This window comes from Sphaerospermopsis sp. FACHB-1194 (genome assembly GCF_014696235.1).
Taxonomy (GTDB): Bacteria; Cyanobacteriota; Cyanobacteriia; order Cyanobacteriales; family Nostocaceae; genus Sphaerospermopsis; species Sphaerospermopsis kisseleviana.
This window is the reverse complement of sequence record NZ_JACJPU010000050.1, coordinates 1-24,284: the sequence shown is the minus strand read 5'-3', so window position 1 is coordinate 24,284 and position 24,284 is coordinate 1. Positions and strand designations below refer to the sequence as shown.

The window sequence follows — 24,284 nt, the reverse complement described above, 5'->3', positions numbered from 1 at the left end:
TTACCAATCACCAATTACCAATCACCAATTACCAATCACCAATTACCAATTACCAATTACCAATTACCAATTACCAATTACCAATTACCAATTACCAATCACCAATTACCAATCACCAAAATGTTTTTAACCCAAACTGTGCCTCGACAACGGGAAATTATTGAAGTAGTCCTTCGCAATGGTTGGGACTATATGCGACGGTTGTTGACTGGTGGTAAAACCGATGAACCTCAACTACCTACACCTGCGGTATTAAAAAATGTTTTGGTGGATTTGGGTCCGGTTTATGTCAAACTCGGTCAGCTTCTTTCTACCCGTCCAGATTTATTAAGTGCTGCTTATATTGAAGAACTATCAACCCTGCAAGATGAAGTACCCGCAGTTCCTTGGGGTGAAGTTGAAGTTGTGATCCGCAAACAGCTAAAGCGCCCACTGGAAGAAACTTTTCAAACAATTAATCATATACCAGTAGCAGCGGGATCAATTGCCCAAACTCATCGTGCTACTCTCTCTGATGGACGAGAAGTTGCTTTGAAGGTTCAAAGACCAGGTATTGATGTCACCATTGCCCAAGATATATCCTTAATTCAAGGTATTGCGGATTTGGTGGCGAGAACTGATTTTGGACAAATTTATGACATCAAATCTATTGCTGAGGAATTTACTAAAGCTTTAGAAGCTGAATTAGATTTTACAAGAGAAGCCGGTTATACAGACCAACTGCGGCGCAATTTATCCCAAGGTCGTTGGTATGATCCCACGCAAATTGTAGTTGCAGAAATTTATTGGCATTTGACTACAGAAAAATTATTAGTGATGGAATGGTTGAATGGTGTTCCGCTTTTAACAGCAGATTTAAATCCCGAAAATGCTCAAGATTCTATTGTTAAACGGAAAGGAATTACTACTTTATTATTTAGAGTATTTTTTCAACAATTATATATTGATGGCTTTTTTCATGCTGATCCCCATCCTGGCAATTTATTTTATCTGACGGATGGGCGTGTTGCTCTTTTAGATTGTGGCATGGTGGGTAGACTTGATCCCCGCACTCAACAAATTCTTACAGAAATGTTATTAGCAATTGTTGATTTGGATGCTCAAAGGTGCGCTCAGTTAACTTTACAACTTTCTGATTCTGCTCAACCTGTGATTTTATCTCGCTTAGAAAATGATTATGATCGAATGTTGCGAAAGTATTATAATGTCAGTTTAACTGAGATCAATTTTAGTCAAATAATTTATGAAATTTTACAAGTTGCTCGTAATAATAAAATTCGCTTACCCAGTAATATGGGTTTATATGCCAAAACTTTAGCAAATTTAGAAGGGGTAGCGCGTACCTTTAACCCAGAAGTTAATTTATTTGATGAAATTCAACCATTAATCACTGACTTGTTTCGTCGTCAGTTATTAGGAGATAGTCCGGTTCGTTCTCTTTTACGGACTGCTTTAGATATTAAAAGTCTCTCTTTACAATCTCCCCGGCAAATTGAACTATTATTAGACAGAGTAACATCAGAAACTCTACAATGGAATTTATCATTAAGAGGATTAGACGGTGTGCGCCGAACAATGGATGATGCAGCCAACCGTCTTTCTTTTAGTATTTTAGTAGGTTCTCTAATAATGGGAGCAGCAATTATTTCTAGTAAAGCTCAAACTTCTCAATTATCTTTTCTGAGCAGCTTGTTATTTGCTGCTGCTAGTTTATTAGGTTTATGGTTAATTATTAGTATTTTACGTTCAGGGCGTTTAAAGTAATTTATCTAAAGTGAGCGACATCGGACTGAAAATTGTGAATTTTTTAGGACTTACGCAAAAACTCTCCGACACTCCTATTCCTCAGTCTAGTCAGATTCCAAATTGAATAGACTCAAGTGTACTTCATTAGACATCTCCACAATAGAATGTATTAATTTGTCATAAGTTGTAGGGGCGAAGTATTTGGGCGATAATTTAACGGAAAAATCAGACATCTAAATAAGCTGTTACACAGCTAAATTGTATAATCCTAATATTCTGAACTCTTGTTTAACAGGCAAGATGCCTGTTCCACTTATACAAATTAAATGCACAACAGCTTATCCCAAATGCTTCGCTCTGCCCCCATAAATAAGTTCCATAATTTCTTTTCTGGAGATGTCTATTAGACTGGGAAACGCTATATTAGTAGTATGCAGCAACCAAAAAGCCGAAAGAATACAATATATAAAATACAAGGAAATAATTTTTTATGTCAATAATTATAGCAGAAAAACTTTGTAAATCCTATCCAGTCGCCATTAAAGAGTCAGGAATTATTGGGACAATTAACCACTTTTTTCGCCGTAAATATCGTAATATTAACGCGGTTCAAGATGTTACCTTTACCATCGAACCAGGGGAAGTAGTCGGTTTTTTAGGACCTAACGGTGCTGGTAAAACCACAACTTTAAAAATGCTGACCGGTTTAATTCATCCTTCTAGTGGCCAAGTTCAAGTTGCTGGTTTAACTCCCTTTCGTCGTCAAGAAGCATTCCTACAAAAAATCACCCTAGTCATGGGACAAAAACAGCAATTACTATGGGACTTACCAGCAATAGATTCCTTAAAAATTAACGCCGCAGTTTACAACATTTCTGATAAGGAATTTCATCGACGAGTTGGTGAATTAACAGAAATGTTATCACTAGGAGGTAAACTAAATCAACCCGTCAGAAAACTTTCATTAGGTGAAAGAATGAAAGCAGAACTATTAGCCGCACTTTTACATCGTCCCCAAGTTTTATTTTTAGACGAACCAACTTTAGGACTAGATGTAAATGCTCAAGTAGGAGTGCGTGACTTTTTACGAGAATACAATCAACTTTATCAAGCAACAGTATTATTAACAAGCCATTACATGGCAGATATTACCGCTTTGTGTCAACGAGTGCTATTAATTCACCAAGGAAAATTAATGTATGATGGTAGCTTAGATAGACTCTTAGAAAAATTCGCACCCTATCGAGAAATTGATGTAGAATTATCCCAGCCTTTACCAGCGGAAAAATTAACTTCTTATGGTGATATTCAACTTTTAGAAGGGAGAAAAGTTAAATTTATAGTTGAAAGAGAAGCACTGACTCGCACCGTTTCAAAAATTTTAGCTGATTTAGACATTATTGATTTAACAGTCACAGAACCACCAATAGAAGAAGTAATTGGTAGAGTTTTTCAAGCAGGTTTTGTTTAATAGCTGACAGGTGACAGTTTAATCAGGAATAGTTAATAAGAAAATTTGAGTAAAATATCTATGAAAAAACCTTTAAAAAAAATCCAAACCTTGCTCACTGTATATTATGCCTATATGGTAGAATATCGCTCAGAACTCATATTATGGGTATTATCTGGTTCTTTACCAATTATTCTCATGGGAGTCTGGATAAAAGCCGCCGCAGGAGGAAATTTTAGTTTAAATTCATTAGATTTTGCCCGTTACTTTTTCGCAGTTTTTCTGGCTAGACAACTGACAGTTGTTTGGGTGATTTTTGAATTTGAAAAACAAGTAGTAGAAGGTAAACTTTCACCTCGCTTATTACAACCCATAGATCCAGTATTTCATCATCTCGCTGGACATATTTCTGAAAGATTTGCTCGACTTCCTTTTGTATTTCTATTAATAGGATTCTTTTTTATCTTATATCCCCAAGCTTTTTGGATACCGACTTTACCTAACTTATTGTTATTTATCTTAGCTGCATTGCTGGCTTTTGCGTTAAGATTTTTAATTCAATATACCTTAGCAATGTTAGCATTTTGGACAGAAAGAGCTACAGCTTTAGAAACCTTTTGGTTTTTATTTTTTCTGTTTTTATCAGGTATGATTGCACCTTTAGAAGTTTTTCCCGAAGCAGTGCGAAATATTGCCATGATGACACCATTTCCTTATTTAATTAATTTCCCTGCTAGTATTTTAGTAGGTTTACCTGTAGATTTAACCAGAGGATTTTTATCAATTATAGCTTGGTTTATGATCTTTTTAGGTGCAAATCGCTTGTTATGGCGTGCAGGTTTAAAGCGTTATTCGGGAATGGGAGCATGAAAAATTGAAAATTGAAAATTGAAAATTGAAAATTGAAAATTGAAAATTGAAAGTTAGCTAATAAGTTTTTTGGTGCTAATATCTGCTTTTTTGACCATAAGTTTTATCAGATTTATTTACCGCAGAGGTGCAGAGAACGCAGAGTAAGAAAGATTATAAATTACTAGGAATTGTTTTAAATTTATCTGCTGCACCTAGTGAATAATCTTCTAGTTTAAAATCCGCAAAGGGTTTTTTCTCTAATCTATCTCTGAGTGCTTCATCTAATATTACTCCCTCGTCTTGTTTTTTGACTCCAATAATAATGATACTGCGTTGATAAGCTGTAGAATCTTGATTTGCTTGACAGTCTTTTCTCTGAAATTGTCCTAAGTTTAATAATCTATAACCTTGAACACTTGATGTATTACTAAATAATTGTTTCGCTAATAATTGAATTTGCTTTGAACGTTCTAACGCTCTACTTTGTTCTGTGTTCACATCACCTTCACAGGAAGCTGTACCTACAGAAATAATTTCACTGGGATTTTCCATTATTCTCTGTATTCCTTCTGCTTCTAACCGAGTTTTTAAAGCCTCAAGGTTAATAATTTCATCGTTATGTTTAATTTGAAAAGTGCTGCCTAGTTGCCATTTATATTCTACTGATAAAACTGCTATGTTAAATTCTGCTACTTTCCCTTGACTGTCTTTCCCTTCTTCATAAGGAAAATAATCAACTTGTCCTTTTTTAACCGGTGCTTGTCCATAGTCAGCAGGAACAACGGTAAATTTATTATTTCTGTTTGCCAGTGCTACTGTCCATAATAATAATAAGGAACATATTAAGGCGGTAAATAAGGCTAGTAAGGGTAATTTTTCGGGTTGTTTTTCGGGAGGTTTAATTGTATTTTTGGTTGTGGTTGTTGGTGTGACTATTTCTGTTTTTAAACCACCTACTATATTGACTGTGGCTACGTTACTTCCTGTATATATATTTTCTAATTCTGTTAATTTATCTAGGATTTCTCTGGCATTTTCAGGACGTTTATTAAGTTCATTTGCCATTAACCAATCAATAAAATTTAATAGGTATGGGGAAACATGATTTGCTAAATGTCGCCAGTTTAAAATATCTAAATGAGCATCATATAATTGAGCAGGTTGACATCCTGTTAATAAAAATACAAAGGTGCGTCCTAATGCAAAAAAATCTGATTGGGGCAATGCTTGACCATTCATTTGTTCTCTGGGACTATAACCAGAAGAAGAAATAGATGTCATGCTGCCATTATTAGCAATATAGGTTTTTGTAATTTCTCTGGCTGTGCCAAAATCAATTAATACTAATTGTCCATCTGGACGAATCATTATATTAGATGGTTTAATATCTCTATGTAAATATTGTTGGTTATGTACTAATAATAAAATTTCGGCTAGTTGTTTTAACCAAGCTATTGCTTGACTTTCAGAAATGGGGCGGTTTTGTTGTTGTTTTAACCATTGTTCTAAATTCGGTCCTTCGATTTTTTCCATTACCATACAATGCAGGGTTAAACCTGCTCTGGTTTGATAGGTAAAATATTCTTCTGCTTGGGGAATACCAGGATGTTTTAATTGTCCTAAAACTTCTACTTCTTGTTGAAATAAAGAAACCGCTTTGCTATCGTTAGCTAATTCTTCTTTGAGGATTTTGAGAATTTTTGGTGTGTCTTGTTGGTAAGCTTCATAAACTTTACTAAACCCAGTTTTATCACTTAGTAAACGTAAAACTCGATAACGTCCTAATAATTCTAATTGAGAACCGCAACTTTGACAAAAGCGGTTTTCATCATTATCTGGGTGGTTAGGTTGAGGACAAATAGGATTTATACAGAGACTCATGATTGGTGATTGGTGATTGGTGATTGGTGATTGGTGATTGGTGATTGGTGATTGGTGATTGTTTCTGTCAACTCCAATCTAAAATCTAAAATCTAAAATTATTCTGAATCCAGACTCCTGACTCCTTCATTTTTGTCTTGCTAAAAATTCGGCGACAGTTTGATTAAATTCTGCTGGTTTGGTTAGAAATGGCCAATGATTTCCAGGTAATTTTTTAAAGGTGAGGTTTTTCAGGTTGGTTTTGTAGGGTTTAATTTGCCAATCTTGGCGGTTTACTCCTTTTTCTGGTTGAATAAAGAGGGCAGGTATATCAACAGGAGTAATAAAACCTGGTACTTCTAAGACTGCATCAAAAATACCATCACGGGCAGAAATTGTAAATTTACTACCCCAAGTTCCATCGGGTTTTTGTTCTATTCCCGCTTGAAAAACTTGTTGCTGTACAGCACTCCAGTCTTGAAATTGACTTAGTTGTTTGATTTGTTGTTCCGCTTCTTCGTAACTGGTAAATGGTCCCATAGTTTTTAAGAATGGTAGAACTTTATACAACAAAGGAAAAGTTAATTTTAGTAAACTGGGCATTTTCCAGATGAAAATTGGATCTACCAAAGTGATGCTTTTTAAGCGTTTTGGGTTTTGTCGCGCCCAAATAGCAGCTAGTTTACCTGTCCAAGAATGACTGACAACATGAGCAGCATTCCATCCCAGTTGTTCCATTAATGCTTCTATGTCAGCGATCGCACTTTCAAAACTATAATCTTTCTCTGGTTTACTACTCTCACCATGACCACGCATATCTGGGGCAATTATATGGTAATCAGCCGCTAAATAATCTCCTAAACTCGACCAAACCCAAGCATTATCAGCCATACCATGTAATAACAGCAATGGGTTTTGACCTTTGTTCCATTCCAAGTAAGAGATTTCAACGTCAGATTTTGACAGTGTTTTGCGTGTAGGCATCATTTGGTAATTCATAATAAATACAGCAAGAGTCAGGAGTTACTTATTTTAGATTTTGGATTTTGGATTTTGGATTGTTTTTGTCAATTCCAATCTAAAATCTAAAATCTAAAATCTAAAATTTTCTTTCCCAGTCACCAGTCACCAGTCACCAGTCACCAGTCACCAGTCACCAGTCACCAGTCACCAGTCACCAGTCACCAGTCACCAGTCCCCAGTCACCAGTCACCAGTCACCAGTCACCAGTCACCAGTCCCCAATCAAAAAATAGAATTTTCTGAGGATCTTAAATTAAAAATACTATGCCAGAAATATACAAATCAATTGCCCAACATTACCACGAGCGTACTAAATACGACCCGGAGACATTAGCTGGGAAAAATCAGGATTTAGACTGGGCTAAACAACCAGTACCATTTAAAGAATACAAAATTGGCGCTGATTTTGACCTTAAACCCTATTTACAAGAAGCACCAGAGGCTTTTAACCATAATCCTGATGCTAAATGGTGGCGGAGACTTTCGCAACTGTTATTTCACAGTTATGGACTGACTGCGAAAATGCCTTCTATGGGTAGTGCAGTTTATTTTCGCTCTGCTCCCAGTGCAGGAGGTTTATACCCGGCTGAAGTATATTTAGTTTCCCGTGGTACACCTTTGTTACCTGCTGGACTTTATAACTATCAATGTCGTACTCATTCTTTAAAACAATTTTGGGAAAATGATGTTTGGACAGCTTTACAAGCAGCTTGTTTTTGGCATCCTAGTTTAGAAAATACTCAACTCGCTATTATTACTACTGCGGTTTTTTATCGTTCTGCATGGCGTTATGAAGATCGAGCTTATCGTCGCATTTTTCTTGATACTGGACATCTTTTAGGTAACATTGAATTGGCAGGATCAATTACTGATTATCGTCCTCATTTAATTGGTGGTTTTGCAGATGAAGCTATCAATGATCTACTGTATATCGATCCAGAACAAGAAGGTGCAACTGTAGTGATGGCATTGGCAGATTTATTAGATATTAAACAAAATTTGCCTTTAGGAAAAACCGCCTTACCTTCATTAACAGAAACTAATTATCCTTCCATTCCTGATGGACAACTCTTAAAATATTTTCATGTTCACACCCAAATTAAATCTGATGAAAACAGTAAAAAAAATGTAGCCACTACCAAACCAGAAAAAACTTTAGATGATAAATATAATTTTCCTTTTTGCGACAAACTTTCTACTGTCACCACACCAATTGACTGGGGTAAAAATTTTGTAGATTTAGAAAATACTATCTATAAACGTCGTTCTACTCGCTCTTATAGTGGTGAAAAATTAACTTTTGATGAACTGAAAGCTTTACTCGATTTTACCTATCAACCACAAAATTATCTGGATCAAAATTTAGATACTGCTCCTGATTATTTTGACCTGAATTTAATTGAAACATTTATTGCTGTTTCTGGTGTTAAAGGACTAGAATCTGGCTGTTATTATTATGCACCAAAAGCCCAAGAATTAAGACAAATTCGCTTTAAGAATTTTCGTCGTGAGTTGCATTTTCTTTGTTTGGGACAGGAATTAGGACGAGATGCAGCAGCGGTAATATTTCATACTGCTGATTTAAAAACAGCTATAGGACAATATGGCGATCGCGTTTACCGTTATTTACATCTCGATGCCGGTCATTTAGGACAAAGGCTTAATCTAGCAGCGATTCGCTTGAATTTAGGAGTTAGTGGTATCGGTGGTTTCTTTGATGATCAAGTAAATGATGTTTTGGGTATTCCCGCTGATGAAGCAGTTTTATATATAACTACTTTGGGAAAACCAAGGTAAGGCAATTTTGGATTTTAGATTTTGGATTTTGGATTGCAAAAAATTAGATCCCCGACTTATTAAACATAATTAAACAATTGGGGATCTGAATTTTATTAAACTTCCGGTTCAACACCTAAAGCACGCAATTGGGCAATTAAACGCTCATTTTTTAGGCGTTCCTGTTCTGCTCGTTCTTCTCCACTTAACAACAAATTACCATCTAAATCCCACCAACGTAACCAAGGTAAATCTACATTTTGATATTCACCTTGCCAAATTCCTAACTCAACACCTAAAGCTGGAATAGGATAATGTCCCCGTTCATTTGCTGGTAATAATTGGTATTTATTTTCAATTAAATGATAAACTTCCACACTGGCTTTATTCACTTCATAAATACCATAAAAAGCTGGATGTATCACCTGTTCATAAATCCAAAATTTTCCTTTCCACGGTGTTTGATCCCGTTCTTCATCGCCATTCCCAGAAACAAATTCTAGAACAATTAATGGTGAAATATACTCTTGCCACAGGACATAAGAACGGCGCATTTGACCATTCAAACTAGGAGGTACATTAGGCACATAAAACCAATCTGGTGCTTCTGCACCCCGTTCCGGAGGATCGGTCATACGCCAGTAAATGCCGCTATCTTGACCTATACAATATTGTCCGTCAGGATGGATTTTTTGCAATACTGGTTTAATAGATTCTGTTAATAGAATGCTTTGAGGATGTTCCTGAAAATTTTTCACAAATGTACCATCAGACTCTGGTAATTGAGTATGATCTGGAAGACTAATTCCAGATGTGGAAAGATTTGTGGTAGAGGTCATATACCCCCCTGCGAGCGTGGTTTTTTAGTGTAGCATTAAAACTTTCGTTTTACCATCAATTTTCACAAGCCCAAAAAATTGGAATCCTGCACTTGGTGGTTGATTTGATTTAATATCATTATCAATCAGATTAACAGCCTAATTATCTTGTCGCACTCCACCCACCACAGGTTTCACTTCATCTGAAGAAAATGGATCAGTACCACCTTTCCAGTTAAAATCACTAATACGAATACTAAAACCACCTAATTCTAAAACTGGATTGTAACGCAAGGTGATTCCATAGGTGCGGCGGTTATATTCCACAATATAATCTGTACTACTTTCTTTACCTGTATCTAGGTTGATTGATGTTTGAAAGCCTAAACGAAACGGTCCATATATTTGTTGGGAAATACCAGCACTCAAAACTTTGTTATCAACAGAACGATCAAACAAAAATGGTGATAAACCGCTGTTGAAACCTTGGGAATAACTCACATTAAAGGCAGTATAATCAAAAAATGGGCGAGAAAAATGACCTATCTGGCCAACTAAACCAACAGTACCAATTAAGGTACTTTGATTATCGCCACTGGTGTAATAACTGGTTGTACCCGTCACACCCGCGATCGCCTGCAAGTAAGGTACTACAGGATTAGGTGTATATTTTAATCCTTCCTTAGCAGTAGCTGGTAATGGTTTTCCCTGCCATAACAAAAAACCAGTATTTAGAGCAATACTACCTTGTAACCGACCTAAAGAAACACGGTTATTTTTCCGTTGTGGCTCTAGTAAATCGGCACGATCTGTATTAGAATTAATATACTGAGCGCCTCCTTGATAGCTAAGATTAATGCCACTTTTTCCCAAAGGAATAATCGGAGAAGTGATTACACCACCCAAACTACTCTGCACAGTTTGGAAACCGAGAGTACCATTGTAAAGGCGATCGCGGTAGCTATATTCTAAATTCAATATATGAGGATTTACCTCACCCCAACTCTGACGTAACCGTAAACTCCCCTGCAAATTATCCTCTAATTTATTCACATCTAGACTTGTTAATTCTCCTACTCCTTCCACCTTAGTTTTTGCATTTAACACAGTATTTAGGTTAGTTTTTACACCCAACAAACCAGGAATATTACTATTATCTTGAATAGCTCTCTGTACAAACAATTGAGGTGTAATCATCCAACGAGTTTGATCATTATTAATCGCTAAGAAATTCCGTTCTACATACAAACCCCCCCGTTTACCATTATCATAACCAGGAGAAACAAGAAAAGGATTAATATCCCTTTCTCGACGGTCAATTTTTTGGTTATCAATGGGGATAGGTAAGACAAAATTCTGGTCAAAAACTAAACGTTGACGCTGAGTAGTTACCCGATCTACCAAAGGTGCTTCTCGCGTCAAAGTCACTTTAGATGCTCGTAACTCTAATTCTGGGGGTGAAAAAGGATCATTGGTAATCCGCACATCCTCAGCTTGCCAACCACGGGGATAAAAATCAATGCGTTGGGCTTGAAAACGCAATCTTTTGACCATACCACCGGATTTGGCTACGGGAATATTTCTGGCATCCGCTTGACCTGCAAAATTCACATCAATACCACCGGGACTGCTGACACCAGTAACAGGTTGATTAGCACGAATCCGGTCACTAGGTGGACGACTAGGTACACCACCTGCGGTAATATCTGTAGTTGGGGAGGGAGAAAAAGCAAAATCAGCTTGAGTTGTGGGGATGTAAATTTCGCCCCTGCCATTTTCCAGATCCCCACTATCCTGAACAAAATTATAAGTAAAGCGTTCTCCCCGTAATACCTGATTACCCCTAGTTAAAGCAACATTACCTTCCCCCACAGCAATTAAATTATCCAAATTTACTTGTAGGCGATCGGCATCTACCACCGCCCCATCAAATCTAACCACCACATTACCTTCAGCCGTAACGATTCGTCTTTGCTCATCATATTCTTGGCGGTCTGCAATTACTTCTATAACTCGTTGTCTTACTTGTGGCGTATTCCCAGCAGGTTGATTTGGCGGAGGAAATTCTACAGTAGTAGAAGTTGATGGTTGGTTATTTGAATTACGTGGCTTAAACTCAATAATATTTTGTACTAGGAGAGAACTAGACGTATTTTCTCCCGTCTTTGTAGAGGCAGAAATATTAATCTTCTCCCCTGATTTGTATATATTTACAGGATTTTGATGTTGACTTTTATGTTTTACTGGGTGTTTTACTGGGGCTGAAGTTTTGATCATAACTGGTGACTCAGCCAACCATATATTGTTTGTATTGGTAACTTCACGAGAAATTTGTGGAAATGTAGCCCCCGGTGTCTTGTCAGCATCCGCATCTTCCTTTTGGGAAGTACCAACTATCAAAGATTTTCTCAAAAGCCCCCCACTTCTAGAAACAATCAGAGGGGAAAATGTTGGCGATACAGTTTCTGGAACAGAATTTGAAGATAAGCTTTTGCTAATTACTGCATTATCTTGATTAGTTTGTGTGGGAGTCACCAGACCATTAGCAGTCTCGATATTTCCTGAAGTCGCAAGTTGCTGCGTCCCAGTTTGCTCTTCTACCACAGAAGCAGAAGCGAGAAGATGGCCAGGTTGGATGTATTCTTGAACAGGAGGTGAGTCAGGTAGCAAAACTGGATGAAGCATATCTTGTGGAAAATCGAGCTAACAACAAGCCAGATATGAAAAACCAAATATTTAGCCGGAAGGATGATTTACACTTGGCCTTCCGACTTTTGCCTTCTGCTGACTTGTAGCAAGCCGCCAAAAGGACGACACAGTATCATTTTCCAGATTTGTGCCAGTGTTTAGGCATTGAGTGTCTTCCACCTTCCAGCAGTTGCAGTTGATAACAGATGATTTGTTGTGTTCCTATTCTAAATCCCGACGGCCAGGGTTGCGAGCAGGGTCATTTGACAAAAATCCAAACACAAAAATTCCTATGAAGAAGGCAACAACAATATAAACAGCGATTTTTAAAGTCACCATAGAATTATCTCCCAGGGGTAAGACAAAAAACTTTTCAGCAATCTCTATCTTACTCACATCTGGTTCTTTTTTGGAGGTATGTTTCTAGGCAGGGGGCTGAAGAAATAATTTTCTATTCCCTATTCCCTATTCCCTATTCCCTACCTCTCTACACCCTAAATTTAAGAATACTGCACCATTTCTTTAGCTGTCCGGCTTTTAATCACTTTTGCAGGTATACCAACAGCGACGGAATAGGGAGGAATATCTTTAGTGACTACTGCTCCTGCACCAATTACGCTACCCTTGCCAATAGTTACACCATCTAATACAGTAACTCCATGTCCTAGCCAACAATCATCCTCAATCACAATTCCCTGACGGGTAACGCCCTGTTTTTGCATTGGCAATAATGTATCTGTAAAATTGTGATTATTTGCATATATACCAGATTGAGATGCGATCATACATTGCTTACCAATCGTAATATTTCCAGGTCCAGCAATACAAACATTTGGTCCAATGAATGTATCTTCCTCTATGTGTATACAAGTATTTTCCAAACAGCCTATATCTACGTTACGCTCAATTGCTACTCCATTTCCTAAATAAATTTTATTGTTTGGGTGTCCTTTGGCATCTAAACGCACATTTTTAAAGATGTGTACTCCATTACCAATTTCAATAGAGGTGGTAGAGAGAAATTCTGCACCATGCTGAATGTACACCCTCTTACCCATAGCTGCAAAAAGACGGCGATATACCAACCTTCTCAGTTGTGGACCCAAAAGAATTGACGGAATATCACCTAATAAGGTGGTTAATAAAAGTCCTGGTAGTCGCTGTAATTTGTCAGAATATAATTGGTTAATCATGGCTACAAATATCTCACATAAGTTTTGTGTGACAGGAAAATATTGTCTTGTTGCTTAACAGACAATGTAATTTTTATTCCGAGTATTTAGTAATCAGTAATCAGTAATCAGTAATCAGTAATCAGTTATGATCTGGAATTTATGAGCATTTTTAGCGAAGAATTAGCAATTGATTTTGGTATCAGTCTGCTCTAAAAATTCTGTAAAATTAGTCTGAAAAGCAGTTTTAGCTGACTGCTGATTGCTGATAGCTGAATACTTACTTTTTCTTGAATGAGCAATTATTGTAATGATTCAGGATACAGAATACAGAATACAGAATACAGAATACAGCATACATAATACACAGGACTTCAAGGATGATACTGCAAATGTTTGACAAAATCTTGAATCTGTCAATTCTGAATTGTAAAATTTTTCTGAATCCTGAATTTTGACAATAAAGACAATAAATTAGTATTTTTTTATAAAAGTTTATGGTGGAGTATCTCCCACGTCTGCCATGATATTGAAGTTGACCATCGGTGCAAACAAGTAAGCACTTCCCCGATTGCTGTGACGGCTTTCTGGTAATGAATTTGTAGAGTATAATGCTCTAATCATGCTGCACACAAAGGACTTATAGGCTAGGAAAATCACGCTTTCAATAACATTAGCGATTTTGAATGACAATTGATCTTCACAATAACATAATTTATTTTTAATGAACAACTTTAAACAAAAAATCCGTTTATTCTCTATGATTTGTATCTGTAAAAATTGTGATATTGCACATTTTTATACTGCTATAAATAGTATTTTATGACTCAGATTTTATGTTTGATAGCTGGCTTTCTGTAGTCTTACTCACTGCTATTAATTGATCATCCACTAGGATTTTTCTAAAGCTGACTGCTGATATAGGACTTTTATTTGATTTTGGCGATCGCAAGGTACACCTTGATTGCTTCTTACCCGTTTTCTTTTCCCTGTTACCTTCCCTAAATCACTTTTTTGCACCATGCACAGGACAAAAATCCACTTACAGAGTAAAATATCCCTTTTAAGTAACACCTACGGTTAAATCATGATTACAATTAAAGAAATTGTGCAGCAAGCTTTAACTACTGGCTATTTGAGTGCTACAGCAAAACATCAGATCCATAAACTTCTGCAAACAAATTATGACTCAGAAGACCTAGATGCATTGATTATTTTACAACGTTCTATTGTGGCGGGTGCAGTTAACCAAGAGTCACTTCGTAAAAAAAATTACTCTGACATAGCTTCCAAAGATAAGGATGCTTCCCCAAACATCAAACTGGCTTATAAAATAGCTGCTGAAATGGCTTTTGCGGCTGCAATAGCCTTAACTATGCCACATAATCCCCAAGATCAGCCTTCTATCGGTACATAGGTATATCAATGATCACCTGATTCATTTTTTCCTGAGCAGAATATTAATAAAATATTAATAAATATTAATAAAATATTAATAAATATTAATAAAATATTCATTTTACAAAGCTGGGTGTAGTCGCAGTTGTTCACTCTTGGGAAGAATTTGGTGGAGAAAATTTGTTTGTTCTCTGTTGAATTAGACAAATTTTAGGGATTTATGTGCAAATAAACCATAAATTACACAAATTACAAATTTTTTTACAAATTTTTGTGGTAGATTACTTTACTGCTAAAAATATTAAGAAATAATTAAAAATTATCCGGTTGGTTGATGTGGTGGTTAGTATTTTTGGGCTAAAGTGTTAGTAAATTTAATGATAACTATAATTTTTGTTGCCAAAATCGGTGATTGATCACTGAAACCTAATAATATTCAGGGTTTCACTACTGCCGTTTGCCTGTTGCCTCTTGCCTGATACTATACAAGTAACAATGAGAAACTGAATTTGATGCCAATAGGAAATTCAGGAATGGAAACCTATAGACCAAGAACGTTGTTTGGTGTAAACTCTAGCAAAGTATGAGACAATAATTCTCAATGCTTAACAAAGTCATCAGAAATTCACAAACATAGTATAAAGAATTGGCAACACCCAGTAAAAACAGTAAACAATAACAGTAAACAATAACCATAACAGAATTAGAACTTTTGCCATACTATGCAGCCAATTCGCACATTTAACGTTTCTCCTTCACTACCGCAGCGACTAGAACCACTGCGAAAACTAGCATACAATCTACATTTTGATTGGAATGTTGAGAGCAAAGACTTATTTCGTCGATTAGACCCAGATTTGTGGGAATCAAGCCGACATAACCCAGTTTTGATGCTAGGTACTATCAGTCAAGGGCGATTATTGGAAGTTGTCGAAGATGAAGGTTTCCTAGCACAAATGGATCGTGCTGCTCGACAACTAGAAGATTATTTGCAAGAGCGCACTTGGTATAACAAACAACGCGGATCAACCCAAAAGGAATGTTACGCTTATTTTTCCGCTGAGTTTGGACTGGTAGATTGTTTGCCGATCTATTCTGGCGGTTTGGGTGTTTTGGCGGGAGATCACCTCAAATCTGCTAGTGATTTGGGATTACCTTTGGTTGGTGTGGGTTTACTCTACCAACAAGGTTATTTTGCCCAATATCTTAATGCTGATGGTTGGCAACAAGAACGCTACCCCATCAACGATTTTTATAATATGCCTTTGCACTTGGAACGCAATCCCGATGGCTCAGAGCTAAGGATTGAGGTAGATTATCCAGGACGCAAGGTATATGCTAGGGTATGGCGTGTGCAGGTGGGAACAGTTCCCCTGTATATGCTGGATACCAATATTGAACCTAACAAAGCTTATGATCATGACATCACCGATCAGTTATATGGTGGTGACATTGATATGCGTATCCACCAGGAAATGATGCTGGGGATCGGTGGTGTGCGGATGTTAAAAGCCTTGGGTTACAAGGTGACAGCTTACCATAAGAATGAAGGTCATGCGGCTTTCTCAGCTTTAGAACGCATTCGGATGTTAATCCAGGAAGACGGTTTGAGTTATTCTCAAGCTAGACAAGTGGTAGCTTCCAGTAATATATTTACTACCCATACCCCTGTACCCGCTGGTATTGATTTGTTTGCTCCCGATAAAATTTTGTATTATCTGGGATATTATGCAGATATCTTTGGTTTGCCCAAAGAACAGTTTTTAGGTTTGGGACGGGAAAATACTGGTGATTTATCCGCGCCTTTTAGTATGGCGGTGTTAGCTTTGAAAATGGCGACATTTTCCAATGGTGTGGCACAGTTGCACGGTGTGGTATCTCGGCAAATGTTCCAAGGTTTATGGAAGAAAGTCCCCGTTGATGAAGTGCCAATCACTGCTATTACTAATGGTGTTCATGCTCGCAGTTGTGTGGCTAAATCAACTCAGGAGTTGTACGATCGCTATCTAGGTCCAAACTGGTCATCAGTACCACCAGATAATCAGTTATGGGAACGGATGGACGCGATCCCAGATGAGGAGTTATGGCGTAATCATGAACGCTGTCGCCTGGATATGATTTTGTATGTGCGGGATCATTTGGTTAAGCATTTACGCGATCGCGGTGCTTCAGCTTCTGATATTGCCCAAGCTCAAGAAGTCCTTGATCCCAATGTCTTAACCATTGGTTTTGCTCGTCGTTTTGCTACCTATAAACGCGCTACGCTCTGGATGCGTGATTTAGACAGGATCAAGAAGATTTTATCAGGACATAAACACAGCAAGGTACAGTTTGTCATTGCGGGCAAAGCACATCCTAAAGATATTCCGGGGAAAGAACTGATCCGCGATATCAATCACTTTATCCGCGAAAACCATCTGGAAAAACAAGTGGTGTTTGTTCCTAACTACGATATTCACATTGCTCGGTTGATGGTAGCTGGTTGTGATGTGTGGTTAAATACACCACGCCGCCCCCGTGAAGCTTCTGGTACTAGCGGCATGAAAGCAGCAATGAACGGACTACCTAATTTAAGTGTACTTGATGGTTGGTGGGATGAAGCTGATTATGTGCGTACTGGTTGGGCGATCGGACATGGGGAAAATTACGAAGATCCCAACTATCAAGATGAAATAGAAGCTAATGCTCTTTATGAGTTGTTAGAAAAAGAAGTTGTACCCTTATTCTATGATCAGCGTGATGGGGATGGTTTACCCCGTGCTTGGGTAGCAAAAATGAAAGATGCTATTCGGTTAAATTGTCCGTTCTTTAATACAGCGCGGATGGTGCGAGAATATGCAGTAAGAGCTTATTTTCCTGCCAGCGATCGCTATCATACCCTCACCGCTAATAATTACGCCCCAGCGAAAGAATTAGCAGCTTGGAAAGCAAAACTTGGTGAACATTGGTTTAACATCAAAATCAAAGATATTGATGTCGGAGCAGCTTCGGCAATTGAAGTTAATCAAACTGTGGCTGTAAAAGCTAAGGTTGATTTAGCAACTTTAACAAATGAAGATGTGCAGGTAGAATTATACCAAGGTGCTATTGACGCTAACGGCAATATTGTCAATGCTGTTCCTGTAGTTATGGATTACCAAGGACAAGATGACCAAGGTTTAAGTGTCTATATTGCTGATATCACTTATACCTCTTCTGGTTTGCAAGGTTTGTCTTTGCGGGTTTTACCACAAAACCAATACCTTTCTAATCCTTATGAACCCAGGTTAATCGCTTGGGCGGAATAGGGTAATTTTGGATTTTGGATTTTGGATTGTTTTTCTACAGTCTAAAATCTAAAATCTTTTAACTAAGGCAGAAGGCAGGAGGATTTTCAGGATGTGATTTTTTGTCTGAATCAGGATTTCCAGGATGTGAGGATTTTCAGGATGTGATTGTCAGCATCAGGATATCCAGGATGTGAGGATTTTCAGGATGTGGTTTTTTGTCAGAATCAGGATTTCCAGGATTTGAGGATTTTCAGGATGTGATTGTCAGAATCAGGATTTCCAGGATTTGAGGATTTTCAGGATGTAATTTTTTGTCAGAATCAGAATTTCCAGGATGTGAGGATTTTCAGGATGTGATTGTCAGAATCAGGATTTCCAGGATTTGAGGATTTTCAGGATGTGATTGTCAGAATCAGGATTTCCAGGATTTGAGGATTTTCAGCATAAAATGATCCGAAATGGGGGAAAATGCTATTGAAGGATAATTAAATGCTACCCCACCCCAGCTTTAATATATGGATAAACAGCGTCTACAGGCATATTATCAGCTAATTCAACAACTGCTAAGTTGTGCAGATGGGGAAGAATCGGCAATATTAGAAGCTAACAGCGAATTATTAGATGCTGACTTTTTACAATTGCTTAAGGTAGGGGTAGCACAAATGTCCACCCAAGAAGGACAGGAGAATCGTGCTAATAAGCTGATGTTTATAGAATCTCAACTAAATCAAGCTTTAGATATACCCCTAGAGGAAAATACTCCAGAAGCAGAAACCCCGGTTAGTGAAGCAGATATAGAAACTTATTTACCATTTTTATCAGAAGTATTACAAGCAACGGCAGAAAGTCAAGGCAACCCCCAGGTAGTTTACCCCTTGCTGGCAGCCAATACAGATAAACTCAATCTTACCTTTGCTAACTTATTACAGGCTTGGGCAACCACAACAATAGCGGAAGCAGAACCAGAAACAGCACAATCTTTAGCTGCTGTGATAGTTAAGTTAGGTAATCTAATTCAACAATTTCCTTTAGGCAACAAAGCCAATAATATGGAAATTGCTGTCACTGGTTATGAAATAGTTTCCACAGTTTTCACCCGCGATGATTTTCCTGTAGATTGGGCAATGACGCAAAATAATCTAGGGGCTGCCTACTGTTACAGAATCAGGGGAGATAAAGCCCAGAATTTAGAAAATGCGATCGCTGCTTTTACTGCGGCTTTAGAAGTTTATACCCGCGATGATTTTCCTGTAGATTGGGCAATGACGCAAAATAATCTAGCTGCTGCCTACCTTAACAGAATCAGGGGAGATAAAGCGGAGAATTTAGAAAATGCGATCGCTGCTTTTACTGAGGCTTTAGAAGTTTATACCCGCGATGATTTTCCTGTAAATTGGGCAGCCACGCAAAATAATCTAGCTGCTGCCTACCTTAACAGAATCAGGGGAGATAAAGCCCAGAATTTAGAAAATGCGATCAATGCTTATACTGCGGCTTTAGAAGTGAGAACCCGCGATGATTTTCCTGAAAAATGGGCAGCCACGCAAAATAATCTAGGGAATGCCTACGGTGACAGAATCAGGGGAGATAAAGCCCAGAATTTAGAAAATGCGATCGCTGCTTATACTGCGGCTTTAGAAGTTTATACCCGCGATGATTTTCCTGTAAATTGGGCAATGACGCAAAATAATCTAGGGAATGCCTACCGTGACAGAATCAGGAGAGATAAAGCCCAGAATTTAGAAAATGCGATCAATGCTTATACTGCGGCTTTAGAAGTTTATACCCGCGATGATTTTCCTGTAAATTGGGCAATGACGCAAAATAATCTAGGGGTTGCCTACTTTTACAGAATCAGGGGAGATAAAGCCCAGAATTTAGAAAATGCGATCGCTGCTTATACTGCGGCTTTAGAAGTTTATACCCGCGATGATTTTCCTGTAGATTGGGCAATGACGCAAAATAATCTAGGGATTGCCTACTCTGACAGAATCAGGGGAGATAAAGCCCAGAATTTAGAAAATGCGATCGCTGCTTATACTGCGGCTTTAGAAGTGAGAACCCGCGATGATTTTCCTGAAAAATGGGCAGCCACGCAAAATAATCTAGGGAATGCCTACTTTGACAGAATCAGGGGAGATAAAGCCCAGAATTTAGAAAATGCGATCGCTGCTTATACTGCGGCTTTAGAAGTGAGAACCCGCGATGATTTTCCTGTAGATTGGGCAGCCACGCAAAATAATCTAGGGGCTGCCTACCGTGACAGAATCACGAAAGATCAAGAGGAGAATTTAGAAAATGCGATCAATGCTTATACTGCGGCTTTAGAAGTGAGAACCCGCGATGATTTTCCTGTAGATTGGGCAGCCACGCAAAATAATCTAGGGAATGCCTACCGTGACAGAATCAGGGGAGATCAAGAGGAGAATTTAGAAAATGCGATCGCTGCTTATACTGCGGCTTTAGAAGTGAGAACCCGCGATGATTTTCCTGTAGATTGGGCAGCCACGCAAAATAATCTAGGGACTGCCTACCGTGACAGAATCAGGGGAGATAAAGCCCAGAATTTAGAAAATGCGATCAATGCTTATACTGCGGCTTTAGAAGTGAGAATCCGCGATGATTTTCCTCAAAACAATGCCGAAACTTTATTAAATTTGGGTATTGCTTATCAAGATTCCCAACAATTAAATTTAGCTTACGATACCTTTACTCAAGCCATTGTTACCGTTGAAAATATACGCGGTGAAATTATTTCTGGGGAAGAAAGTAAACGCAAACAAGCAGAAGAATGGAATCAGTTATATAGAAGGATGGTAGAAGTTTGTTTAGATTTGGGTAGGGAAACGGAAGCTATCAGTTATATTGAACGCAGTAAAACCCGTAATTTAGTAGAACAAATTCTCAGTCGTGACTTAAAAAGTATCTTTCCCTCTGGGGTAGTTACGCAATTACAAGAATTAGAAAGTCAGATTGCAACCGAACAAAATTTAATCCAAACTGGTAAAGCTGAAAACTACCAAAATTTAGTTCAAACTTTGCAAGAATTACGCCAACAACGGCAACAATTACAAGATCAATATTTACCCCTTGGTGCTAGTTTTAATTTTACATCATTAAACAATATTGTTGATCAACAAACAGCAATTATTGAATGGTATATTGCTACTAATAAATTTTTTGCTTTTGTGATTCAACCAGGAGGTAAAGAAATCAAAGTTTGGCAATCTTCCGCAGAGAAATTTGATCAATTAATTGATTGGGCAAATAAATATATAAATGATTATAACAAGAACCAAGAAACATGGAACAATCAATTAGATGATAATTTACAGAACCTAGCCCAAATATTACATCTAGAAGAAATATTAAATCTAGTTCCATCAGAATGTAAAAAACTGATTTTAATTCCCCATCGTTTCTTACACCTTTTCCCTCTCCATGCTTTACCTGTAAAAAATTCCTATTTAATGGATTTATTTCCTCAAGGTGTGGGTTATGTACCCAGTCTGCAAATATTACAACAAATCCAACAGCGTCAACGTGATAATTTTCAATCTTTCTTTGCTATGCAAACACCCACAAAAGATTTATATGAAAAAGATTTAGGTGCAGTTACAGCAATTAAAAAGCAGTTTACTAATAGTCATGTTTTGAAGAAAAGCGAAGCTAAAAAATCAACAATTATTCAAAATCCTGAACATCTGACAACAGCACACAATTTATTTTTCTTCTGTCATGGTAGCTTTGATTCTAATTCTCCCCTAGATTCAGGTTTATCATTAGCTGATGAAGTCCTCGAATTAGCAGATATTATCACCCATCTGCAACTAGAAAAATGTCGTTTAGTTACCCTTGCTGCTTGCGAAAGCGGTATGATAGACGGTTACAATATTAGTGATGAATATATTGGTTTACCGAGTGGTTTTTTGTTAGCTGGTAGCACCAATGTAGTTGGTAGTTTGTGGAAAGTTAGTATAACAGCGACAGCTTTATTAATGGTCAGATTTTATGAAGAATTAAAACATCAAAATAATATCCTGTTAGCTTTGCAAACTGCCCAAATATGGTTAAGAGATACAACAATTCAGGATTTGAGAATCTGGTTAACTGAACCTAAAGAATCATCATTAACTGTTGCTTGGCAATCAGAAATTAACAAATATTTTGATAGACTAGAACAGGAAAACGGTGCAAATTATCAACCTTTTAGATCACCTGTTCACTGGTCTGCGTTTTGTTGTATAGGTAAAGGAGTTTAATTCATCATGTCAGTTAACAAAAAAGCTGCCCTTGCGTTTAATTCAATTCTCGAAAATCCTAGTGATTTACTAACTAATGAAACTTGGCAAGAATTACAACAATTATCCCAAGAATTACCAGATGATGATGAAGAAGTAACCGAAAAAATAGAAACTTGGTTAAAATCTCAGTCATTACTTTTGGAGGTATATAAACAAAACTTAAACAAAATGGATTCATCTTTAACTGAAGATGGTAATATTGGTGCAGGTGGTACTAAATCTTCCACACCAGCAAACCAACCTAGCGAATCTTCTAAAGAACTAATTCAAAACGCAATTAAAGAAAATTCCCCTTTATCTAAAGATCAAAAATCTCCATCAAAACCGTGAAGAATTTTAGTCTTACTCTCTATGCTTTTCATTTGCGACACACTCTTGCACATACACCTGATCAAGTTGTCGCCAATGCCAGCCTTTTATGGGATAATTTGGCTAATATTGGCGTTTCTTCCTTTCCTGCTACCAATTTAAAAGATATCAAATCTCAATTAATTTGTTATTATAATGGTAAATATGAACCTAAACAAGAATTAGGCAGAAACACCGAATGGTTAACTAATTCGCAAGATTTAGATTTGGGGAATTTTACAACAACCAACGGTTTAAAAATTAATGTCAATTTACAACCTTTTTTACTCAACGATACCTACGCAGTTGATTTAACTTTTGTTCCTGAATCAGCAAATAACATTGATATCAATATACCAGAAATCAAAGATTTTCAACCTGATAATTTATTACCTAATAAAATTCAAGCATCATTAGGACAAAGTTTATGGATTTATGGAGAAGTTGACGCAACCACAGACTGTAAAATATTAGCAGAAAGAATTGCTAACGCTTTACTTGCAAATACAGGTTTTAATACTTTTTTAAATGATTCAGGAAATTTATTTGATAGTGTATTATTTATTTATCAAGCATATCCAAATAATCAAATAAATAACCCAGTTGTACAAAGCCAAATTATTATCCAATTAAATAACCCAAGTAATCATCCCCAAACTGATACATTACAACTTCAGACAAATGCTTACAACTGGCTACGAGATTTATTATGCTGTTATCATAAAATCCTATTTATTAATTACAAAGCAAGTCAAAGTTACCAAAACGCTAGGACAACTTATAGTTATTTGGATAATAAAATTCAGGAATTTCAAACTTTAATCTCTCAACCAAAAATTAAAATATCTGAATTACAGAAATTATTATTAGAAATTCCCCAACAAAGTTTTGACTATACACGCTGTTTACAGGATTTACAAACCCATAATACAGCGATTCAGACAAACATTAAAAATTTTCAAATCTGCTTAAATAAAATTACAGCAATCAATAATCAAATCAGTCCTAAATTTTGGCAAGATTTTCTAGATAAAGAATGTCAAAAATGGCAAGAACAGATACAAACTGATATTAACTATCTCGCACCAGGACAAGAATTATTTAGTCAATTAATTGATACAATTCGTGGTATAGTGGAAATAGAACAAACAGAAAGAGATAGATCCTTAGAAACAACAGTACAAATATTAGGAATCGGTTTTGGTGGTGGTGCAATAGTTTCCGGTGTAGTAGTTCAACACATTGATAAAATTAATCAACCTGTTGCTTTTATTTCTCCCAACAGTCCACCCCATCCATTTTATACTTCTTTATTTTTAAGTGTTATTGCTACAATTTTATTTATTGCCTTTGGTTGGTTAATTACTAAAAGGAAATAATATAATCTGTTGAAGATATTTCTTGAGTTGTGGAATACTGACCACTTTTCTCCCTAGATAAACAATAGCTAATTCTAATTTTTCCTCCTGACTCCTGACTCCTGACTCCTGACTCCTGACTCCTGACTCCTGACTCCTGACTCCTGACTCCTGACTCCTGACTCCTGACTCCTGACTCCTGACTCCTGACTCCTGACTCCTG

At 37.1% G+C, this 24,284-nt stretch carries 17 protein-coding genes and 1 pseudogene; 9 read left to right on the top strand and 9 right to left on the bottom strand.

Annotation, left to right across the window (positions count from 1 at the left end; genetic code table 11):
• Positions 1-120: 120 nt before the first annotated feature.
• The 3 genes from H6F45_RS21995 (at position 121) to H6F45_RS21985 (ending at position 4,066) form a co-directional block, all read left to right on the top strand.
• Positions 121-1,764, top strand: coding sequence for an AarF/ABC1/UbiB kinase family protein (locus H6F45_RS21995; protein WP_190348389.1), 1,644 nt, complete (start codon positions 121-123; stop codon positions 1,762-1,764).
• Positions 1,765-2,236: 472 nt separating this feature from the next.
• The gene (locus H6F45_RS21990) at positions 2,237-3,217 is read left to right on the top strand and encodes an ATP-binding cassette domain-containing protein (protein WP_137669240.1); all 981 of its coding nucleotides are present in this window, start codon (positions 2,237-2,239) and stop codon (positions 3,215-3,217) included.
• Positions 3,218-3,277: 60 nt separating this feature from the next.
• Positions 3,278-4,066, top strand: coding sequence for an ABC-2 family transporter protein (locus tag H6F45_RS21985; protein ID WP_096566932.1), 789 nt, complete (start codon positions 3,278-3,280; stop codon positions 4,064-4,066).
• A gap of 153 nt (positions 4,067-4,219) precedes the next feature.
• On the opposite strand, the gene H6F45_RS21980 is transcribed toward H6F45_RS21985, so the two are convergent.
• Both H6F45_RS21980 and H6F45_RS21975 read right to left on the bottom strand, forming a co-directional pair.
• Positions 4,220-5,929, bottom strand: coding sequence for a serine/threonine-protein kinase (locus H6F45_RS21980; RefSeq protein ID WP_137669241.1), 1,710 nt, complete (start codon positions 5,927-5,929; stop codon positions 4,220-4,222).
• A gap of 126 nt (positions 5,930-6,055) precedes the next feature.
• The gene (locus H6F45_RS21975) at positions 6,056-6,892 is read right to left on the bottom strand and encodes an alpha/beta hydrolase (protein WP_190348388.1); all 837 of its coding nucleotides are present in this window, start codon (positions 6,890-6,892) and stop codon (positions 6,056-6,058) included.
• A 302-nt stretch (positions 6,893-7,194) separates the two neighbouring features.
• Here H6F45_RS21975 and H6F45_RS21970 point away from each other — a divergent pair, with 302 nt between their 5' ends.
• Positions 7,195-8,727 carry a SagB/ThcOx family dehydrogenase gene (locus tag H6F45_RS21970; protein ID WP_190348380.1) on the top strand — a complete coding sequence of 511 codons (1,533 nt, stop codon included), beginning with the start codon at positions 7,195-7,197 and terminating at the stop codon, positions 8,725-8,727.
• A 95-nt stretch (positions 8,728-8,822) separates the two neighbouring features.
• On the opposite strand, the gene H6F45_RS21965 is transcribed toward H6F45_RS21970, so the two are convergent.
• From H6F45_RS21965 to H6F45_RS27130, 6 genes are all read right to left on the bottom strand, one after another.
• A complete protein-coding gene (locus H6F45_RS21965; protein ID WP_190348379.1) occupies positions 8,823-9,545 on the bottom strand; it encodes a Uma2 family endonuclease in 723 nt (240 codons plus the stop codon).
• Positions 9,546-9,683: 138 nt separating this feature from the next.
• Positions 9,684-12,209, bottom strand: coding sequence for a DUF3769 domain-containing protein (locus H6F45_RS21960; protein WP_190348378.1), 2,526 nt, complete (start codon positions 12,207-12,209; stop codon positions 9,684-9,686).
• 225 nt (positions 12,210-12,434) lie between these two features.
• Positions 12,435-12,551, bottom strand: coding sequence for a photosystem II reaction center protein I (locus H6F45_RS21955; RefSeq protein ID WP_096572622.1), 117 nt, complete (start codon positions 12,549-12,551; stop codon positions 12,435-12,437).
• A gap of 161 nt (positions 12,552-12,712) precedes the next feature.
• Positions 12,713-13,405 carry an acyltransferase gene (locus tag H6F45_RS21950; RefSeq protein WP_096566922.1) on the bottom strand — a complete coding sequence of 231 codons (693 nt, stop codon included), beginning with the start codon at positions 13,403-13,405 and terminating at the stop codon, positions 12,713-12,715.
• Between the two features lie 474 nt (positions 13,406-13,879).
• Positions 13,880-14,008 carry a hypothetical protein gene (locus tag H6F45_RS27135; protein ID WP_272109727.1) on the bottom strand — a complete coding sequence of 43 codons (129 nt, stop codon included), beginning with the start codon at positions 14,006-14,008 and terminating at the stop codon, positions 13,880-13,882.
• Between the two features lie 267 nt (positions 14,009-14,275).
• Positions 14,276-14,407 (bottom strand): hypothetical protein, encoded by a 132-nt coding sequence (locus tag H6F45_RS27130; protein ID WP_265586232.1) that lies wholly within the window; start codon positions 14,405-14,407, stop codon positions 14,276-14,278.
• 64 nt (positions 14,408-14,471) lie between these two features.
• Here H6F45_RS27130 and H6F45_RS21945 point away from each other — a divergent pair, with 64 nt between their 5' ends.
• The 5 genes from H6F45_RS21945 (at position 14,472) to H6F45_RS21925 (ending at position 24,082) form a co-directional block, all read left to right on the top strand.
• Positions 14,472-14,801: a hypothetical protein gene (locus H6F45_RS21945; protein WP_096566920.1), complete on the top strand. Its 330-nt coding sequence runs from the start codon at positions 14,472-14,474 to the stop codon at positions 14,799-14,801.
• A gap of 703 nt (positions 14,802-15,504) precedes the next feature.
• Complete coding sequence (gene glgP / locus H6F45_RS21940; protein ID WP_137667927.1) at positions 15,505-18,069, top strand: alpha-glucan family phosphorylase; 2,565 nt, start codon at positions 15,505-15,507, stop codon at positions 18,067-18,069.
• 497 nt (positions 18,070-18,566) lie between these two features.
• Positions 18,567-22,313, top strand: coding sequence for a CHAT domain-containing protein (locus tag H6F45_RS21935; protein ID WP_190348377.1), 3,747 nt, complete (start codon positions 18,567-18,569; stop codon positions 22,311-22,313).
• A gap of 6 nt (positions 22,314-22,319) precedes the next feature.
• A complete protein-coding gene (locus H6F45_RS21930; RefSeq protein WP_190348376.1) occupies positions 22,320-22,685 on the top strand; it encodes a hypothetical protein in 366 nt (121 codons plus the stop codon).
• Positions 22,682-24,082: a hypothetical protein gene (locus tag H6F45_RS21925; RefSeq protein WP_190348375.1), complete on the top strand. Its 1,401-nt coding sequence runs from the start codon at positions 22,682-22,684 to the stop codon at positions 24,080-24,082. Before H6F45_RS21930 ends, H6F45_RS21925 begins: the two co-directional genes overlap by 4 nt.
• Here the strand turns inward: H6F45_RS21925 and H6F45_RS21920 are convergent.
• Positions 24,062-24,284, bottom strand: a pseudogene (locus H6F45_RS21920) (hypothetical protein); the annotation flags it as partial. The gene H6F45_RS21925 and the pseudogene H6F45_RS21920 overlap by 21 nt on opposite strands.

Excerpts from the sequence above, each read along its gene's own strand:
- H6F45_RS21950 (WP_096566922.1), bottom strand. The coding sequence starts at position 13,405 with ATGATTAACCAATTATATTCTGACAAATTACAGCGACTACCAGGACTT.
- H6F45_RS27130 (WP_265586232.1), bottom strand. The coding sequence starts at position 14,407 with ATGGTGCAAAAAAGTGATTTAGGGAAGGTAACAGGGAAAAGAAAACGG.
- H6F45_RS21990 (WP_137669240.1), top strand. The coding sequence starts at position 2,237 with ATGTCAATAATTATAGCAGAAAAACTTTGTAAATCCTATCCAGTCGCC.
- H6F45_RS21935 (WP_190348377.1), top strand. The coding sequence starts at position 18,567 with ATGGATAAACAGCGTCTACAGGCATATTATCAGCTAATTCAACAACTG.
- H6F45_RS21930 (WP_190348376.1), top strand. The coding sequence starts at position 22,320 with ATGTCAGTTAACAAAAAAGCTGCCCTTGCGTTTAATTCAATTCTCGAA.
- H6F45_RS21945 (WP_096566920.1), top strand. The coding sequence starts at position 14,472 with ATGATTACAATTAAAGAAATTGTGCAGCAAGCTTTAACTACTGGCTAT.
- glgP (WP_137667927.1), top strand. The coding sequence starts at position 15,505 with ATGCAGCCAATTCGCACATTTAACGTTTCTCCTTCACTACCGCAGCGA.
- H6F45_RS21985 (WP_096566932.1), top strand. The coding sequence starts at position 3,278 with ATGAAAAAACCTTTAAAAAAAATCCAAACCTTGCTCACTGTATATTAT.
- H6F45_RS21965 (WP_190348379.1), bottom strand. The coding sequence starts at position 9,545 with ATGACCTCTACCACAAATCTTTCCACATCTGGAATTAGTCTTCCAGAT.
- H6F45_RS21955 (WP_096572622.1), bottom strand. The coding sequence starts at position 12,551 with ATGGTGACTTTAAAAATCGCTGTTTATATTGTTGTTGCCTTCTTCATA.
- H6F45_RS21975 (WP_190348388.1), bottom strand. The coding sequence starts at position 6,892 with ATGCCTACACGCAAAACACTGTCAAAATCTGACGTTGAAATCTCTTAC.
- H6F45_RS21980 (WP_137669241.1), bottom strand. The coding sequence starts at position 5,929 with ATGAGTCTCTGTATAAATCCTATTTGTCCTCAACCTAACCACCCAGAT.
- H6F45_RS21970 (WP_190348380.1), top strand. The coding sequence starts at position 7,195 with ATGCCAGAAATATACAAATCAATTGCCCAACATTACCACGAGCGTACT.
- H6F45_RS21960 (WP_190348378.1), bottom strand. The coding sequence starts at position 12,209 with ATGCTTCATCCAGTTTTGCTACCTGACTCACCTCCTGTTCAAGAATAC.
- H6F45_RS27135 (WP_272109727.1), bottom strand. The coding sequence starts at position 14,008 with ATGATTAGAGCATTATACTCTACAAATTCATTACCAGAAAGCCGTCAC.
- H6F45_RS21995 (WP_190348389.1), top strand. The coding sequence starts at position 121 with ATGTTTTTAACCCAAACTGTGCCTCGACAACGGGAAATTATTGAAGTA.